Source organism: Arthrobacter sp. NPDC055138 (assembly GCF_053607305.1).
In genome coordinates this window covers 314,236-330,778 of record NZ_JBSGTH010000002.1, presented here as the reverse complement: position 1 = coordinate 330,778, position 16,543 = coordinate 314,236, and the positions used below count along the sequence as shown (strand labels likewise).

Below are 16,543 nucleotides of genomic sequence, written 5' to 3'. Positions count from 1 at the left end.
TTCTGTGACCACTGATCTATCGGCTCCCGGTACGCCGAGTACGGGGAGCACGACGGCGGGCGGGGGCAAGCGCCTTCGCCCGCCTGTCGGCGTGTCCACGGTGTCCCTGCTGGCGGTCTTGATCGCCCTGTTTTCGCTCATCCCGCTGGGGTACGTCGCCTACATGACGGTCGCCACGGGCTGGGACACCGCCGTCGAGCTCGTCTTCCGCCCGCGCGTCGGCGAACTGCTGCTGAATACCATCATGCTCACCGTGATCACCGTCCCGCTGTGCCTGGTCTTGGGCGCGGGCGGCGCGTGGCTGGTGGAGCGCACCACGCTGCGCGGACACCGCTGGTGGGCCGTCGCCCTGGCCGCACCGCTGGCCATTCCTGCCTTTGTGAACAGCTATTCGTGGGTCTCAGCCGTTCCGTCGCTGGCGGGCATCTGGTCCGGCGTGCTCATCGCCACCTTGTCCTACTTCCCGTTGGTCTACATACCGGCGGCCGCGGCGCTGGGACGCCTGGACCCAGCTATAGAGCAATCCGCCGCATCGCTCGGACTGGGGCCGTGGGCCGTCTTTTTCCGCGTGGTGCTTCCTCAGCTCCGGATCGCGCTCACCGGCGGCGCGCTGCTGGTGTCCCTCCACCTCTTGGCGGAGTACGGCGCCTTCGCCATGATCCGCTTCGATACCTTCACGACGGCGATCATGGTCCAGTTCCAGTCGACGTTCAACGGCACCGCCGGCAACATGCTGGCCAGCGTGCTGGTGTTCCTCTGCCTCATCCTGCTGCTGGCTGAGGTGAAGAGCCGCGGCACCGCACGCTATGCCCGCATCGGCTCGGGTGCGCCGGCCAAGGCGACCCGGCTGCCGCTCGGACACTACCAGCTGCCCGCGCAGCTCTCGCTCGCCGCCGTCACGGTGCTGGCCTTCGGGGTTCCCGTCTGGTTCGTGCTGAAATGGCTCATCGCCGGCGGTGCAGAGGTCTGGGCGGCCGACGAATTCATGCCCGCCCTGCTGCAGACACTGATGTACGGGGCCCTTGGCGCGGCAGTCACCACCGTGGTTGCCTTCCCGATGGCGTATCTGGCCGTGCGGCGCCCCAGCGGGTTCAGCAAGCTGCTGGAACTCTCCAACTACGTGACCAGTTCGCTTCCAGGCATCGTGGTGGGGCTGGCGTTCGTCACCGTCAGCATCCGGATGGTCCCGGGAATCTACCAAACGGCGGGGGTGTTGGTCGCCGCCTATGTGCTGCTGTTTCTCCCCCGGGCACTGGTCAACCTGCGCTCGGGGCTGGCGCAGGCGCCCAAGGAACTCGACGAAGCCGCCCAGTCCCTGGGCAAGGCCCCGCTGACTTCCTTTGTGCGGGTAACGCTGCGCCTCACCGCGCCCGCCGCGGCCGGCGGCGCAGCACTGGTTTTCCTGGCCATCGTCAACGAACTGACGGCCACGCTGCTGCTCTCTCCGAACGGGACCCGGACCCTGGCCACCGAGTTTTGGAGCAAGAGCAGCGAGATCGACTACACCGGCGCGGCACCCTATGCCTTGTTGATGATCCTGCTCTCAGCGCCCATGACTTACCTGCTCTTCCAACAGTCCAAGAAAGTGGCCGGACAGTGACCGAACATTCCCCCTCCAGCCTTCCGGCGTTCCGCGTGGCGCCCTCCGTGGCACCGACCACCAACACGCATTTGGAGATCGCCGAGGTCACCAAGAACTTCGGCTCGCAGTCGGTGCTCAAAGGCGTCGACCTGTCAGTGGCCAAGGGCGGAACCACCGCGATCGTTGGCCCGTCCGGATCGGGCAAGACCACGCTGCTGCGGCTGATCGCCGGCTTCGAACATCCGGACACCGGCTCCATCAGCCTCAGCGGCCAGCCCGTTGCCGGAAACGGTGTGTGGATTCCGGCCCACAAGCGACATGTCGGGTACGTCGCGCAGGACGGGGCGCTCTTCCCGCATCTGACAGTGGGGCAGAACATCGCCTTCGGCCTTAACGCCGGAAAACTCGACGGCGGTCGCCGGGCCGTGAACGCGCGCGTCCAGGACCTGCTCGAGATGGTGTCACTGGACGCCGCGATGGCCAAGCGACGCCCGCACCAACTGTCCGGCGGCCAGCAGCAGCGGGTTGCGTTGGCGCGTGCACTGGCCCGCGAACCCGAACTGATGCTCCTGGATGAGCCGTTCTCTGCACTCGACGCGGGGCTGCGGGTAGCCACCCGCCGCGCCGTGGCCAAGGTGCTCAATGAAGCCGGCGTGACCACCATTCTGGTGACCCACGACCAAGCCGAGGCCCTCTCCTTTGCGGATCAGGTAGCGATCATGCGCGGCGGGAAGCTGGCCCAGATCGGCAATCCCTTTGTGGTTTATACGCGGCCGGCCGACCGTGCCACGGCCGAGTTCCTGGGCGACGCGGTGATCCTGGATGCCTGGATGGAGGGTTCATTGGCGACCTGCTCGTTGGGCGGAGTCCCGGTCCGGCGGCCGCCGGCGCAGGGCAAGGTCCAGCTGATGCTCCGCCCCGAGCAGATCCGGATTGCACCGGATGGCCCCATTCGCGGCGTGGTGGTGGACACCGACTATTTCGGCCCGGAAACCACTGTTCGGATCAAGCTGGCCGAGACCAATGCGTCCCAGCGCGCCGCTGCCGGCAACGGGCATCGATACCCCGGCGGCGGTGAGGTCATCACTATTCGGCACTGGAACGCTTCGATCACCAAGCCCGGGACCGAGCTCTGCCTGCGGGTGGTTGGCGAAGGCGTGGCGTTCCCGCAGGACAGCCCGTAGCAGCGGCCGACTTTTTCTTGGGCTTGGAGTCGCCGGCTGCTCTAGCCGTCCGTGATCCTTGCTTCTGCCTGCGCCGCCGCAATCGGCCGCCGCACGTACTCGGATACCACCACACCGGAGTTGTAGGCTGTGGTCTCCACTTCACGGAAGCGCTGAGGCTTGTAGGCGGCCGACGCGAAGAGCGGGATGCCGCTGCCGAAGAGCAGGGGACTGCGCTTGAGCACCAGCCGGTCGATCTCGTCGGCCAACACTGATGCTAGTGAACCACCGCCGCACAGCCAGATTGATGTGCCGGACTGCGCCTTCAACCGGCGGACGACGTCCACCGGGTCGTCATTGCTGACGCTTAGATTCGGCTGATCCCCCGGGATATCAGCCTTGGTCCTTGCCTGCGAGAACACCACCTGACGCAGATGGCGGTACGGGCTCGTGACGCCGGCGGGGAGCCCTACGGCATAGGTGTTCCAACCCATTAACACCGTGTCGAAAACCGAACCGTCCTGTTCAATGCCGTAGGCAGCGGAAATATCGGTAGGAATGGCATCGGCGAACCGAGCGGTGAGCGGCTGCATGTGGTCGCCCTCAATCGGAAAGGCATCGAATTCTCCTGCCGGTCCGGCAATATAGCCGTCAAGACTGACGGCGACGTAATAAACGAGTTCCCGCATGGCGCTCCAATCACGACTTGTCTGGTGATGCGCAGACTACATCACATGTAGTGGTTGGGCTAGGATGGAGCATGGCAAAGAATGATGAGCGGAGACGACTGCTCGCCGACGCAGGCCTGGCAGTTCTCGCTCGCGAAGGCTCGCGCGGACTGACGCATCGCGCGATCGACGATGCAGCAGGCGTCCCCCTCGGGACCGCGTCGAATTACTTTCGCAGCCGCGATGCATTGATCTCCGGCCTCGTCGACCGCATCGGCGAGCGTCTCGGTCCGGAGCCGGCGGTCCTCGAGCGCCTCGCGGCGGAGCCGCCCAGCCGCAGGCTTTTCTCAGACTATCTACGCGATATTGTGCGTCGGCTCACCGCGGAACGGGAGGTCACGCTTGCGCTGTTCGAGCTTCGTCTGGAGAGCACCCGGCGCCCGGCTGTCGCAGCCGTCCTAGGGGAATGGCAGCGGGCCGCCTTTGAGGGCGACGTTGCGTTCAACACCGCGGCGGGGCTTCCCGGCGGCCGTCGCGAAATCGCACTCTTCCACTATGCGGTGGACGGGCTGCTGTTCGACCGGCTCACCAACCCGCTGGACCCGGACACGTCAACCGACGACGTTATCGAAGCGCTCGTCGCAGGGCTCCTGGGCGGCGAAGATTGATCCGGACAAAGCACGGCGATCGGAGATGGCGAATGCACAACGAACCGATTCGGGCCGGGGCAGGCGACCCCGGCCCGTTCTATCACGGTACGAAAGCCGACCTGGCGCCCGGCGACATGCTGGAACCGGGCTACAACTCGAACTACGGAGAGCGGATCAAGGCGAACTATGTCTACCTCACCGCAACCCTGGACGCCGCCACCTGGGGAGCCGAACTCGGAGTGGGTGAGGGACCGGGAAGGATCTACCGGGTAGAGCCCACCGGCCCGATTGAAAATGATCCCAACCTGACAGCCCAGCGGTTCCCGGGAAACCCCACCAGGTCCTACCGCACGAAGGAACCGCTGCGCATCATCGAAGAGGTCCTGGACTGGGAACCGCATGCTCCCGAGGTGCTGCAGCACATGCGGAACCATCTGGCAGAACTCAAGCGGCAAGGCATTGAAGCCATCAACGAGTGAACCCTCGGCCGGCACCCACCCGGCCGGCGCGCTGGTGAGCTTAGCCACCTAAGCTGCGCATCGGCGTCGTGCTTTGCTATTTTTGAGCTCAAGACCTCATTCCTAGGTCTCCGGACGACGGTTCAGTACCCGGTGCGCGACAAGACTGGCCAGAGGAATCAATCGTGGAATGGGTCATTCTCATCCTGTCCGGCGTCCTGGAAGCTGTGTGGGCCACAGCGCTGGGCGCATCCAAAAACTTCCGCAGGCTGTGGCCGTCAGTCATTTTTGTTGCGGCCATGGCATTGAGCATGGCCGGCCTGGCCTATGCCATGACCGCCATACCGGTGGGAACCGCCTACGCGGTCTGGGTTGGCATTGGCGCGGTGCTGACGGCCGCCGTTGCCATGGTCACCGGTGCCGAGAAGGCCTCGCTGATCCGGGTCGCCTTGCTGCTGGGCATCATCGGCTGCGTAGTCGGCCTCAAGGCGATCGGCTAACGGGGGGATCACATGTATTGGATCATTTTGCTGGCCAGCGCCGTGCTTGAAGCCGTATGGGCCACCGCGCTGAGCCTCTCCGACGGGCTGAGCGACCCGCTGCCGACCGCCGTGTTCTTTGTGGCCGTGACGCTGAGCATGCTGGGGCTGGGCTACGCGATGCGCGGCATCCCCATCGGCACCGCGTATGCGGTCTGGACGGGAACGGGGGCGGCACTGACCGTTGGCTACGCCATGGTCTTTGGCGGCGAGCAGGCCAGCGCGCTGAAGGTGCTGTTCCTCGCCGGCATCATCGGCTGCGTCAGCGGCCTGAAGTTGGTAGACGGGAAGCGCACCGAGAAGGCATGAAAAAAGCGCCGGCAGGTAATGGAGAAGTCGGGGGAAATACTCCATACCCGCCGGCGCTTGGACCGGGCACGTCCGGTCCCTCTTTCACTCGCACCGTGATGAGGTGTCTATGACACTACGGCAGGCTTCTGGGTACAGCCCCGGCAGCGGCTGGGAGAAAGCTGGGTTTGTCGGCGAACCGCTGCCGACAGGGGAGTGGGACCAGCGGCAGGAGGCCGTGCCGTCGTGGTAAGACTGTGGTGGCCCCATCCCGCGCCTACCGAGCCTGCCGACCCGACGGCTGCAACGGGCCGATCCCGCCTGACCAAGGAGAGCAAGCATGTCCGACCATCGCCACGGAGAGTACAAGGTCCAGGGCGGCAAACTTGTTGTTGTCGATTTTGACGTGGTGGACCAAAGGATCGTCCGTCCCTCGGTGAGCGGTGACTTCTTCCTGGAACCTGACGAGGCGCTGGCGGACATCAACACGGCGCTGGACGGCATGGGTACTGAAAGCAGCCACACCAGCCTCGCCGCGGCCATCAGCGCGGCGCTGCGGCCCGACGCCCAGCTGTTCGGTTTCTCCGCCGACGCCGTTGCCGTTGCCGTGCGCCGGGCCCTGAACAAGGCCACCGGATGGTTGGACCACCAGTGGCAGGTCATCCCGCCCACTCCGCTGCCCACGCACATGCATGTGGCGATGGACGAGGTGCTGACCCGCCAGGTAGGCGCCGGGAAGCGGCAGCCGACGCTGCGGTTCTGGGAGTGGGAGGCTCCCTCGGTGGTGATCGGCAGTTTCCAGTCGGTGCGCAACGAGGTGGATCCGGATGGGGCGGAACGCCACGGCATCACCGTGGTGCGCCGGATCAGCGGCGGCGGGGCGATGTTCATGGAGCGGGGCAACGCCATCACCTACTCGCTGTACCTGCCGCAGACCTTGGTGGACGGACAGAGCTTCGAGGCCTCCTACGCATACCTCGATGCGTGGGTGATGTCCTCGCTGGAGAAGGTCGGGATCAAGGCGTTCTACCAGCCGCTCAACGACATTGCCACGCCGGAGGGCAAGATCGGCGGCGCCGCACAGAAGCGGTTGGCCAACGGCGGGATGCTCCACCATGTGACCATGTCCTACGACATCGACGCGGACAAGATGACTGACGTGCTGCGGATAGGCAAGGAGAAAATCTCCGATAAGGGCATCAGCAGCGCCAAGAAGCGCGTCGACCCGCTGCGGCGGCAGACCGGCCTGAGCCGGGAAGAGATCATCGCCGTCATGATCCGGACGTTCAAGGACCGGTACGCCGCGGTGGACAGCGGGTTCTCGGACGAGGAGCTGGCCATGGCCCGCGAACTCGTTCAGACCAAGTTCGGCACGGACGAGTGGCTGCACCGCGTGCCGTAGTAGGGGCCGATAGCGCGGCCGGTAGTAGGGCCGCAGATCGGCGCTCAGCGTGCCTTCCTGGCCACCACTGCGTGCGCCACCGCGGGCGAAATGACGGATTGGACGCATTGATAGCCCAGGGCGGTGGCATCGAGATTCTCGAAAAGGCGCACGCCGCTGCCCAGCAGGACCGGAACGATGGCCAGATGCAGCTCGTCCACTAGACCGGCGCGCAAGTACTGGTTGACCGTGGCCGCTCCGCCGCCGAGCCGGATGTCCTGCCCGTGGGAGGCAGCAATGGCTTGCCGCAACGCTGACTCAATCCCGTCGTCGACAAAATGGAAGACGGTCCCGCCGGCCATGCTGATCGGCGGCTGTGCGTGATGGGTCAGCACAAAGACCGGGTGGTGAAAGGGCGGGTCATCACCCCACCAGCCCTTCCACTCCGGGTGCTCCTGGTTAGGCCGCGGCGGCCCGAACATGTTCCGTCCCATGATGGTGGCGCCGATGCCGCGCTCGCCGGCGAGGAGAAAATCAGTGTCGGGCCCGGTTGTACCGCCGGATTCGCCGATCATCCGTTCGCCGGCCTCGGTCTGGAACATCCACTCGTGCAGCTGTTCGCCGCCCGCACCCAGCGGGTCTGCGAGGGACTGGTGGGGGCCGGCGGCGTAGCCGTCCAGGGAGACGGCGAAATTGTGGACGCGCAGCTTGGGCATCGATCCTCCTGCCACTGAAGCCCGGCGCACCAAGCGGGACCGTGCCCACGGGAGTTGACAGTGTAGTGCACCGTACGAGTGCCGGGAACTACCGGGCTGTCGCTGTCGGCTTAGCCGCGGCTCTCCGCCGTGGCAGCTATCTGCTGGGCACGAAGTGCCCGGAGCAAGTGGTCGCGCTGTTCGATGACGATGCGGCGCAGCGCGGCGGGTGCGTCGCCGTTGCCGTCCAGCCAGGCATCGGTCAGGACGACGGCGGGGTGCTCGGTGGGGGCCTGGCCGGCCGCCAGGTCCTGGCCGCCGGGGTAGAGCCCGCGGACCAGCCGAGCCGCGATCTCGATGCTCTTGGTCGACCAGATCGTGACGAGTTCCGCGAAGTAGGGCTCTACGTACGCGTTGAGCAGATCGTGCGGACCTTGGCAGAAGCCGTCGATCGTGGCGTCCAAGAGCTGGTTCGATAGCGAATCGGTGTGCACAGCGGTGCGCCAAGCTTCGGCTTTGACCGCCGGATCCGGCCGGGCCGTCAGCGCGGCCAGGTGGCCGGCCCGTGCAGCGACCGTCCGGTCACCCTCCAGCGCCGCATCGAGTTCGGCCACGGCGGCGTGGCCGGTGGCAGCCAGCGCTTGCCAGAACCGCCAGCGCAGGTCCGTGTCCACGGCCAGCCCGTCCATCACGACCTCTCCCAGCACCACGTCCCGCAGGAAGGTGGCCTGGCTGTCCGCGGCACGGGCCACCGCGGCCAGCGACCTCGCCCAGGACAGCTGCTGGTCGCTGCCCGGGTCCGCGGACTCCATCTGCCGCCGCGCGGCGGCGACGAAAGCTTCTTGGAGCGCCTGCCGGCGGCCCGCCGGTGCGTACCGGTCCATGGCCGTCTTCGCGCAATCCAACACCACCTGCAGCACACTGTTCTCGGTCTCGGCCGGGACAAACCGTTGCACGGCCTCCACATACTCCGCGGCCGGGAGCAGCCCGTCGCGCGTCATGTTCCAGAGGCTGGACCAGCACAGGGCGCGGGCCAGCGGATCGGCGAGACGGTCCAGCGAAGACAGCACCGTCTGCAGTGAACGCTGGTCGAAGACCACCTTGGCGTAGGTCAGGTCGTCGTCGTTGAGCAGCAGCAGTGCCGGCTGCTCCCTGCCGGCCAGTTGCGGCAGGTCGGTGCGGGGACCGGCCACATCCAGCTCCAGCTGGTCTGTCCGGAGCAGCCGGCCGGAGGCGTCGGGGTTGTAGAAGCCCAGCCGCAAGCGGTGCGGGCGGTGCGCCGGTTCGTCCGTTACCGGATCCACCGCATCCTGGACGATCGCCGCAGCGGCGATCGCCCCGCCGTCGTGCCTCAGGTCCAAGGCCAGGGTGGAGATGCCAGCGGTCTGCAGCCACTGATGCGCCCAGTGTTCCATATCCCGGCCGGAGGCCGCGCTCAGCGCGGTGAGGAAATCGGCCAGCGACGTGTTGCCGTAGGCATGTTCGCGGAAGTAGCGGCGGGAGGCGCCAATGAATGAGTCGAAGCCGGCGTACGCCACCAGCTGCTTGAGCACCGAGGCGCCCTTGGCGTAGGTGATGCCGTCGAAGTTCTGCTTGGCGGCCTCCAGATCGCGGATGTCGGCGACGATCGGGTGGGTGGTGGGGAGCTGGTCCTGCACATACGCCCAGCCCTTGCGCCGGTTGGCGAAGGTGATCCACGCATTGCTCCACTGGGTGGCCTCGGCCGAGGCGAGGGCGCCCATGTAGTCGGCGAACGACTCTTTCAGCCAGAGATCGTCCCACCACTTCATGGTGACCAGGTCACCGAACCACATGTGCGCCATCTCGTGCAGGATGGTGTTGGCCCGGGCCTGGTACTGCGCATCGGTGGCGCGGGAGGAGAAAACGTAGGCCTCGGTGAAGGTGACCAGGCCGGGATTCTCCATCGCGCCGAGGTTGTACTCGGGGACGAACGCTTGCTCGTACTTGCCGAACGGATACGGGTAGTCGAAGAGCTCGTGGAAGAAATCGAGGCCGGCCTTGGTTACGGCGAAGATCTGCTCCGCGTCGAAGGAGTCGGCCAGCGAGGCACGGCAGTAGGCCCCGAGCGGCACCTGCAGTCCGCCGCCGTCGGGCAGCGGGCGGTGCCAACTGTCCGTCGCGGCGTGGTACGGCCCGGCCAGGACGGTGGTGATGTAGGTGGAGATGCGCCGGGTCGGGTGGAAGCGGCGGACCGAGTGCCCGGGCGTGGAAGCCATCGGCTCCGTCGAAGCCACGGCGGCGTTCGAGGCGACGGTCCAACCGTCCGGCGCGGCAACATGGAAGGTGAAGGAAGCCTTCAAATCGGGCTGTTCGAAGTTGGCGAACACCCGCCGGGCATCGGCCGGTTCGTACTGGGTGTAGAGGTAGGTGTTCCCATCGGCAGGATCCACGAACCGGTGCAGGCCTTCGCCGCTGCTGCTATACAGCGCGGTGCCGGTAATGATGGCCTGGTTCTGTGCTTCCAGTCCGGGCAGCAGGATGCGTGAGCCGTCCACCACCTCGGCCGGCTCCAGCGGGCTCCCGTTGAGCAGCACGGAGTGGACGCCGCCGTGGATGAAGTCGGCGAACACGGTTGAGCCGGGTTCGCTGCAGCTGAAGGTAATGACGGTTTTGGAGATGAAGCCGGGTTCGTCCCGGTCCTCGGCGCCGCGCAGGTCCAGCGAGACCTCATAGCTCTCCACCCGCAGGATGGCTGACCGGGCCGCGGCTTCGTCGCGGCTGAGGTTCTGGTTCGTCATCCGGCCCATTTAACCATGCGGCGGACGGCTGGCCGGGGAAGTTGGAGCGCGTCAGCCGCCGGCCATGGCCAGCCAGGCAGCGCCGAGGCCCAGCCCGGCGATCAGCAGCCAGGACAGCAGCGCGGTGGAGATGGCCGGCAGCGAGGAACGGAGCAGTTCCCGGAGCCGGACGGCTGACCCCAGCCCGAACAAGGCTGCGGCCAGCATGATCTCCTGCACGAGGGCGGTTCCGTCCAGCACGGGCTGCGGCAGCCATCCCGTGCTGCGCAGCAGCACCAGGGCCAGGAAGCCGAGGATGAACAGCGGCACCACCGGCGGTTGTTTGGTCGCCGGGCCCGCCTCCCCGACACGGGGCGCCTTGGCCGTGCGGCGCCGGTGTACCGCCACGGCGGCCGCCAGCGGCGCGAGCATCACCACGCGCGCCAGCTTCACCACGACGGCGATGGTCAGCGCTGCCGTGCCGGCGCTTTGCGCCGTGGCCACCACCTGTCCAACATCGTGCACGGAGGCACCCGTCCAGAAGCCGAAGACCTCGGCCGGCATGCCGGTGAGGGCCATCACCGCAGGCAGCACCCCGATGGCCAAGGTGCCGCACAGCGTGACCAGCGCGACGGGCATCAGGCTGTCCTGCGCGCGGCTGCCGCGGGCGGCGGCGATGGCGCCGATGGCCGAGGCACCGCAGATCGCGAAGCCGGCGGCCAACAGCACCGGTTGGTCGCCGGCTAGGCGGTGCCAACGCGCCAGCAGGTAGGTTCCGGCAAACGCGAGCAGCAGCACCAGCACCACCAGCACCAGCGCGAACCAGCCCAGCTCTGCCAGATCAGACAGGGCCAGCCGGGCACCGAGCAGCACGATCCCAGCGCGCATCAGCGTCCGGCCGCAGAAGACGAGGCCGGGCTGTCCCGTGCCGCCGGTCCATGCGGCCGTCGGCGGCACATTGGCGGCCACAATCCCCAGGACGACGGCGAAGGTCATCACCGGAACCGTGGGCACCAGCCAGTGCAGACCAAAAGAGGCAAGCACGGCCGTTGCCGCCAGGAAGAGTCCCGGCCCGGCGCGGCGGATCCAGCGTTCGGCGCGGGACCGCGGGGCGGCCGCCTCCGGCGGAATCCGGACCCTCCCGCTGTCCGGTGACTGGCGGGCGGTCACAAGGCTGTGGTGTTGTGGCGCAAACTACAAGCCTGCAGGTTTGTGGGCGGCTTCGACGTCGGTCCTTGCGGTGAGCAATACACGCTCATCTTTGCTCAGCACCGTCAAACCGGATTCGGTGACCGTGAAGCCCCGCGCACGGTCCAGCTCCGGGTCCACCCCGATGGTGGCCCCGGCCGGGATGTGCACGTTTTTGTCCACGATGGCTTTCCGCACCACGGCGCCTTCGCCCACGGTCACATTGTCCATCAGGACGCTGCCGTGGACCTGGGCGGCCTCGGCAACGAAAACGTCGGTTGCCAGCACGGATTCGGTGACCTCTGCCCCGGAAACAACCACGCCCTGGCTCAGCAGGGAGTCATGGGCCGTACCCGCGGTGCCGCTCATGCCGCGGACCAGCTTCGCCGGGGGCGAGACGGACTGCCTGGTGTAGATCGGCCACTGCAGGTTGTACAGGTTGAAAGCCGGCATTGGACTGATTAGGTCCATGTGCGCCTCATAGTAGGAATCCAATGTCCCGACGTCGCGCCAGTACTGCTGGTCCGCCCCGGTGGAGCCCGGAATGATGTTGGCGGTGAAATCGTAGACCGCAGCCTCGCCGCGTTCCACGAAGTAGGGGATGATGTCGCCGCCCATGTCATGGTCGGTATCCAGCCGCTCGGCGTCGGCCTCCAGCGCCTGCAGCAGGGCATCGGTGTTGAAGACGTAGTTACCCATCGAGGCCAGGAAGCTGTCTGGATCATCGGCCAGGCCCGCAGTGGTGGCCGGCTTTTCGACGAACGCACGGATTTTGGTGGGTGCATCGGGTTCCGACTCGATGACACCGAACTGGTTGGCCAGCGCGAGCGGCTGGCGTACCGCGGCCACGCTGGCGGCCGCGCCGGAAGCAATGTGTTCCTCCACCATCTGGGAGAAGTCCATCCGGTAGACGTGGTCCGCGCCGACCACGACGACGATGTCCGGCCTGGCGTCGTGGATCAGGTTCAGGGACTGATAGATCGCATTGGCGCTGCCCAGGAACCAGCTTTTGCCGCGCCGTTGCTGCGCCGGGACCGAGGCCACGTAGTTGCCGAGTTGAGCGGCCATCCGCCAGGTTTCCGAAATGTGACGGTCCAGGCTGTGCGATTTGTACTGCGTTAGCACCACGATCTGCCGGTAGCCGGAATTCACCAGATTGGACAATGCAAAGTCGATCAGCCGGTAGCTGCCGGCAAACGGCACCGCCGGTTTGGCCCGGTCCGCAGTGAGCGGCATGAGCCGCTTTCCCTCGCCGCCAGCGAGTACAACGGCCAGCACCTTCTTCTGTGCCATGATGTTCCCCCTTCACAGTAGCCCCGGCCGTTGAGGGCCGAAACGTGACATCCCCCTCCATCCTCACACTAGAGGAAGCCCCCGGCGTGCACTACGTTAGGTTTCGTGCGCGTAGATATTGTGACAAAAGAATTCCCACCGGAGATCTACGGCGGGGCCGGTGTGCATGTGGCCGAACTCAGCCGGGTGCTGGCCGGACGGCTGGACTTGCACGTGCATGCCTTCGGGGCTGAGCGACCGACCGACTTCCATGGCGCAACGGTCAGCAGTTATCCGGTTCCGGCCGGGCTCACCCAGGCCAACCCGGCCGTGCAGACCCTCGGCGTGGACTTGCAGATGCTGGATGGCTTCGCCGGTGCTGAGCTGATCCATTCACACACGTGGTACGCCAACATGGCAGGGCATCTGGGCTCGTTGCTGCACGATGTCCCGCACGTGTTGAGCGCTCATTCGCTGGAGCCGTTGCGCCCGTGGAAGGCCGAACAGTTGGGCGGTGGCTACCGCCTCTCCTCCTGGGCAGAGCGCACCGCCTACGAAGCGGCGGCCGCCGTCATTGCAGTGTCGGCCGGGATGCGCAAGGACATCCTGCGCTGTTACCCGGAGGTGGATCCCGGCCGGGTGCAGGTGGTCCACAACGGCGTGGACGTGCAGCAATGGAAACCCGATCATAACGACGACGCCGTGCGCGCCTTGGGTATCGATCCGGACCGGCCCAGCGTGGTCTTCGTGGGGCGGATCACCCGGCAGAAGGGCGTGCCGTACCTGCTGCGGGCTGCCGCGCTGCTGCCGCCGGAGGTGCAGCTGGTGCTCTGCGCCGGCGCCGCCGATACCCCCGAACTGGCGGCCGCGGTCAACGCCCTGATCTCCGGCCTGCGCGAAACCCGCGACGGCGTCGTGGTGATCGAGCGGATGCTCCCGCGCGCCGAACTGATCCAGGTGCTCAGCCACGCGACCGTCTTCGCCTGCCCGTCCATCTACGAGCCGCTGGGCATTGTGAACCTTGAGGCGATGGCCTGCGGCGCGCCGGTAGTGGCCAGCGCCACAGGCGGCATCCCCGAGGTGGTCGACGACGGCGTCACCGGCGCCCTGGTCCCCCTGGAACAGGTGGCCGACGGGACGGGAACCCCGCTGGACGAGGAACAGTTCGTGCGCGACTTCGCCGCCGCGCTGAACCGTACGCTGGCCGACCCGGCCGCGGCCCGCCGACAGGGTGAGGCCGGCCGCCGGCGCGCCGAGGAACACTTCTCTTGGGACTCGATCGCCGAGAAGACCGTGGAGGTCTACCGCAGCGTGCTGGGCTGAGGGAAGCGGCGCACGTACCGCCGCTGCCAGGGAGTCTCCACGGCGCCCGGCCGGTAGCGCGCCCTGACGTATTCGACGGCGTCGGCCGGCGGGACGCCGTCCAGGATGGCCATGCAGGCCAAGGCCGTCCCGGTCCTGCCGCGTCCGCCGAAACAGGCCACCTCCACCCGCTCATCTTCGGCCCTCAGCCACGCCTCGCGGAAGGCGGCCGCGGCGTCGTGGAAATCATCGGGCAGCCGGAGATCGCGCCAGCGCACCCAGCGCTGTTCCCAATCGGTGGGCAGCGGTGCGCCGTGCTTCAGGTAGAGGGCGAACTCCGGAGCCGGCCCCGGGGGCATCGCCTTGAGCAGGGCCCGGCCACGCACCAGCCGCCCCGACGGCAGCCGCAGCACGCCCGGAAGTGCGGGATCCCACGGCGTTCCCATGGCAGAACTTTAGTCCGCCGGCGGCGCGTGCGGGAGCGGCCAAGCCCCGCCATTGCCGTCCATCCCGCGGCACGGCTGCCGGGTATCAAGAAAGCGTTAAGACTGTGCGCAACCGGCGTCATCGCGTTTACCGTTACAACCGGTCCATAGCTGGGCCACGTTGAAAGGTTCCGTTCGATGACCACCTTGAGTCTGCCTCCGTTCGATCCATCAGCCCCACGGGCACCCATCGGGGTGCGGCTGCGTGGGTGGATGCTGCACGACCTGCCTGCCACCGGAGTGAAGCAGGGCCCGCATGGGACCCTGGACGCGCAAGAGCACCGTCACCCTTGGTGGAAGGTGATGTGTTTGACCGGTGTGGATTACTTTTCCACCTTGGGCTATCAGCCGGCTATCGCGGCGCTGGCAGCCGGTGTACTGTCGCCGCTGGCCACCCTGCTGGTGGTGCTGGTAACGCTGTGCGGGGCACTGCCCGTCTACCGCAGGGTGGCAGAGGAGAGCCCTCACGGCTCCGGCTCGATTGCCATGCTGGAACGGCTGTTGCCCCGCTGGCGAGGGAAGCTTCTGGTGCTGGCGTTGCTCGGGTTCGTTGCGACAGATTTCATGATCACCATGACGCTCTCGGCCGCTGATGCGACCGCCCACCTGATCGAGAATCCCTTGCTGCCGCATTGGCTGGAAGGCCAGAATGTGGCCATCACGCTGGTTCTCCTGGGTGCCTTGACCGCGGTGTTCCTGCGCGGGTTCCACGAGGCCATCGGGGTTGCCGTCGCAGTGGTCGCCGTCTATCTAGCGCTGAACGCGGTGCTGGTAGTGGTTTGCCTGGTTGACGTGTTGGCGCACCCGCTGGTGGTGGGGGACTGGTGGCAGGCATTGACGTCGTCGAACGGAAATCCGCTTCTGGTTATCGCCGTCGTTCTGTTGGTGTTCCCCAAACTTGCTCTGGGTCTGTCCGGCTTCGAGACCGGTGTGGCGGTCATGCCGCAGATTCGCGGCAACCCAGAGGACGCCGCAGACCGCCCGGCGGGCAGGATCCGCGGAACCCAGCGGCTGCTGACCGTGGCGGCGCTCATCATGAGCGGCTTCCTGATCTCCAGCAGTTTTGTTTCCATACTGCTGATTCCGGCGCAGGAGTTCCAGCCCGGGGGAGCCGCAAACGGGCGGGCCTTGGCCTACCTGGCACATGAGTTTTTGGGCCAGGGGTTTGGGTCGCTGTACGACGCCAGCACCATCACCATTTTGTGGTTCGCGGGCGCGTCGGCGATGGCCGGCCTGCTCAATGTAGTGCCACGGTACCTGCCGCGCTACGGCATGGCGCCCGGCTGGACGAAAGCCTCCCGCCCGCTGGTGCTGGTGTTTTGCGCCATCGCTTTCCTGGTCACGGTGGTCTTTGATGCCGACGTCGATGCGCAGGGCGGCGCCTATGCCACCGGGGTGCTGGTCCTCATCACTTCCGCAGCCGCGGCAGTCACGCTCTCGGCCCGGTCTCGTGGTCAGCGACGGCTCGCCTGGGGTTTCGGAATAGTCACGGCGGCTTTCGTCTACACCACGGCTGCGAACATCGTGGAGCGGCCCGAAGGTATCCGCATCGCGTCACTGTTCATTCTGGGCATCGTTGTCATTTCGTTCATCTCGCGGACCAGACGCTCGTTCGAACTGCATGCAACGCACGTCCATTTCGACGAACGTGCGGTGGAGTTGATCGCACAGTCCGACACCGGGCCGCTCTTGTTCATCGCGCACGAACCCAAACGACTGGATGCGGAGGCCTACCGCAAGAAGCTGGCAGCCGCCCGCGTGGTGAATAACCTGCCGGCCGACGAGGTACCCCTGTTCCTGGAAGTCATCGTCGATGACTCATCCGACTTCGAGACGGAATTGGAGGTGCACGGGGTGAGCCGCCACGGGTATGACATTCTGGAAGTCCATGGTCCCGTGGTACCCAACACGATAGCTTCGGTGTTGCTTCACATCCGCGACATTACCGGGCTGATGCCCCACGTCTACTTCCGCTGGACGGAGGGCAACCCGATCAGCAACCTCCTGCGTTTCCTGGTCTTCGGCGAAGGGGAAATCGCCCCGGTCACCCGGGAAATCCTGCGTGAAGCCGAGCCGGATGTGACCAACCGGCCCTGGGTGCATGTGGGCTAACCGCCGCCGGCGGACCGGTGCC

At 66.5% G+C, this 16,543-nt stretch carries 15 protein-coding genes and 1 riboswitch; of the genes, 9 read left to right on the top strand and 6 right to left on the bottom strand.

Annotation, left to right across the window (positions count from 1 at the left end; translation table 11 throughout):
- Positions 1 to 4: 4 nt before the first annotated feature.
- Together ACWF5H_RS06690 and ACWF5H_RS06685 are read left to right on the top strand one after the other, a co-directional pair.
- Positions 5 to 1,600, top strand: a complete 1,596-nt coding sequence (locus ACWF5H_RS06690; protein ID WP_452035722.1) for an ABC transporter permease — start codon at positions 5 to 7, stop codon at positions 1,598 to 1,600.
- A complete protein-coding gene (locus tag ACWF5H_RS06685) occupies positions 1,597 to 2,766 on the top strand; it encodes an ABC transporter ATP-binding protein (protein WP_452035720.1) in 1,170 nt (389 codons plus the stop codon). Before ACWF5H_RS06690 ends, ACWF5H_RS06685 begins: the two co-directional genes overlap by 4 nt.
- Positions 2,767 to 2,807: 41 nt before the next feature.
- Here ACWF5H_RS06685 and ACWF5H_RS06680 read toward each other — a convergent pair whose 3' ends face one another.
- Complete coding sequence (locus ACWF5H_RS06680; RefSeq protein ID WP_452035719.1) at positions 2,808 to 3,434, bottom strand: dihydrofolate reductase family protein; 627 nt, start codon at positions 3,432 to 3,434, stop codon at positions 2,808 to 2,810.
- Between the two features lie 71 nt (positions 3,435 to 3,505).
- Between ACWF5H_RS06680 and ACWF5H_RS06675 the strand changes: the two genes are divergently transcribed.
- The 5 genes from ACWF5H_RS06675 (at position 3,506) to ACWF5H_RS06655 (ending at position 6,750) form a co-directional block, all read left to right on the top strand.
- Complete coding sequence (locus ACWF5H_RS06675; protein ID WP_452035718.1) at positions 3,506 to 4,081, top strand: TetR/AcrR family transcriptional regulator; 576 nt, start codon at positions 3,506 to 3,508, stop codon at positions 4,079 to 4,081.
- 32 nt (positions 4,082 to 4,113) lie between these two features.
- The gene (gene arr, locus ACWF5H_RS06670; RefSeq protein WP_452035716.1) at positions 4,114 to 4,542 is read left to right on the top strand and encodes an NAD(+)--rifampin ADP-ribosyltransferase; all 429 of its coding nucleotides are present in this window, start codon (positions 4,114 to 4,116) and stop codon (positions 4,540 to 4,542) included.
- An 88-nt stretch (positions 4,543 to 4,630) separates the two neighbouring features.
- Positions 4,631 to 4,696: riboswitch (guanidine-III (ykkC-III) riboswitch) on the top strand.
- Positions 4,697 to 4,706: 10 nt separating this feature from the next.
- Positions 4,707 to 5,021, top strand: a complete 315-nt coding sequence (locus tag ACWF5H_RS06665; protein ID WP_364647744.1) for a DMT family transporter — start codon at positions 4,707 to 4,709, stop codon at positions 5,019 to 5,021.
- Between the two features lie 12 nt (positions 5,022 to 5,033).
- Positions 5,034 to 5,369, top strand: coding sequence for a DMT family transporter (locus ACWF5H_RS06660; protein ID WP_452035715.1), 336 nt, complete (start codon positions 5,034 to 5,036; stop codon positions 5,367 to 5,369).
- A 319-nt stretch (positions 5,370 to 5,688) separates the two neighbouring features.
- Complete coding sequence (locus ACWF5H_RS06655; protein ID WP_452035713.1) at positions 5,689 to 6,750, top strand: lipoate--protein ligase family protein; 1,062 nt, start codon at positions 5,689 to 5,691, stop codon at positions 6,748 to 6,750.
- A 44-nt stretch (positions 6,751 to 6,794) separates the two neighbouring features.
- Here ACWF5H_RS06655 and ACWF5H_RS06650 read toward each other — a convergent pair whose 3' ends face one another.
- The 4 genes from ACWF5H_RS06650 to glgC all read right to left on the bottom strand — a co-directional run bounded on the left by ACWF5H_RS06650 (position 6,795) and on the right by glgC (position 12,643).
- On the bottom strand, positions 6,795 to 7,445 hold the full coding sequence (locus ACWF5H_RS06650; protein ID WP_452035711.1) for a dihydrofolate reductase family protein: 651 nt from the start codon (positions 7,443 to 7,445) through the stop codon (positions 6,795 to 6,797).
- A gap of 110 nt (positions 7,446 to 7,555) precedes the next feature.
- The gene (gene pepN / locus ACWF5H_RS06645; RefSeq protein WP_452035709.1) at positions 7,556 to 10,183 is read right to left on the bottom strand and encodes an aminopeptidase N; all 2,628 of its coding nucleotides are present in this window, start codon (positions 10,181 to 10,183) and stop codon (positions 7,556 to 7,558) included.
- A gap of 51 nt (positions 10,184 to 10,234) precedes the next feature.
- A complete protein-coding gene (locus tag ACWF5H_RS06640) occupies positions 10,235 to 11,293 on the bottom strand; it encodes a YeiH family protein (RefSeq protein ID WP_452036060.1) in 1,059 nt (352 codons plus the stop codon).
- Positions 11,294 to 11,356: 63 nt separating this feature from the next.
- Entirely contained in the window at positions 11,357 to 12,643 is a 1,287-nt protein-coding gene (gene glgC, locus ACWF5H_RS06635; protein WP_452035707.1) for a glucose-1-phosphate adenylyltransferase, read from the bottom strand.
- 105 nt (positions 12,644 to 12,748) lie between these two features.
- Here glgC and glgA point away from each other — a divergent pair, with 105 nt between their 5' ends.
- Complete coding sequence (gene glgA / locus ACWF5H_RS06630; protein WP_452035705.1) at positions 12,749 to 13,945, top strand: glycogen synthase; 1,197 nt, start codon at positions 12,749 to 12,751, stop codon at positions 13,943 to 13,945.
- Here glgA and ACWF5H_RS06625 read toward each other — a convergent pair.
- A complete protein-coding gene (locus ACWF5H_RS06625; RefSeq protein WP_452035703.1) occupies positions 13,924 to 14,370 on the bottom strand; it encodes a protein-tyrosine phosphatase family protein in 447 nt (148 codons plus the stop codon). The genes glgA and ACWF5H_RS06625 overlap by 22 nt on opposite strands.
- 177 nt (positions 14,371 to 14,547) lie before the next feature.
- On the opposite strand from ACWF5H_RS06625, the gene ACWF5H_RS06620 reads away from it, so the two are divergent.
- Positions 14,548 to 16,521, top strand: a complete 1,974-nt coding sequence (locus tag ACWF5H_RS06620; RefSeq protein ID WP_452035702.1) for an amino acid transporter — start codon at positions 14,548 to 14,550, stop codon at positions 16,519 to 16,521.
- Positions 16,522 to 16,543: the final 22 nt, after the last annotated feature.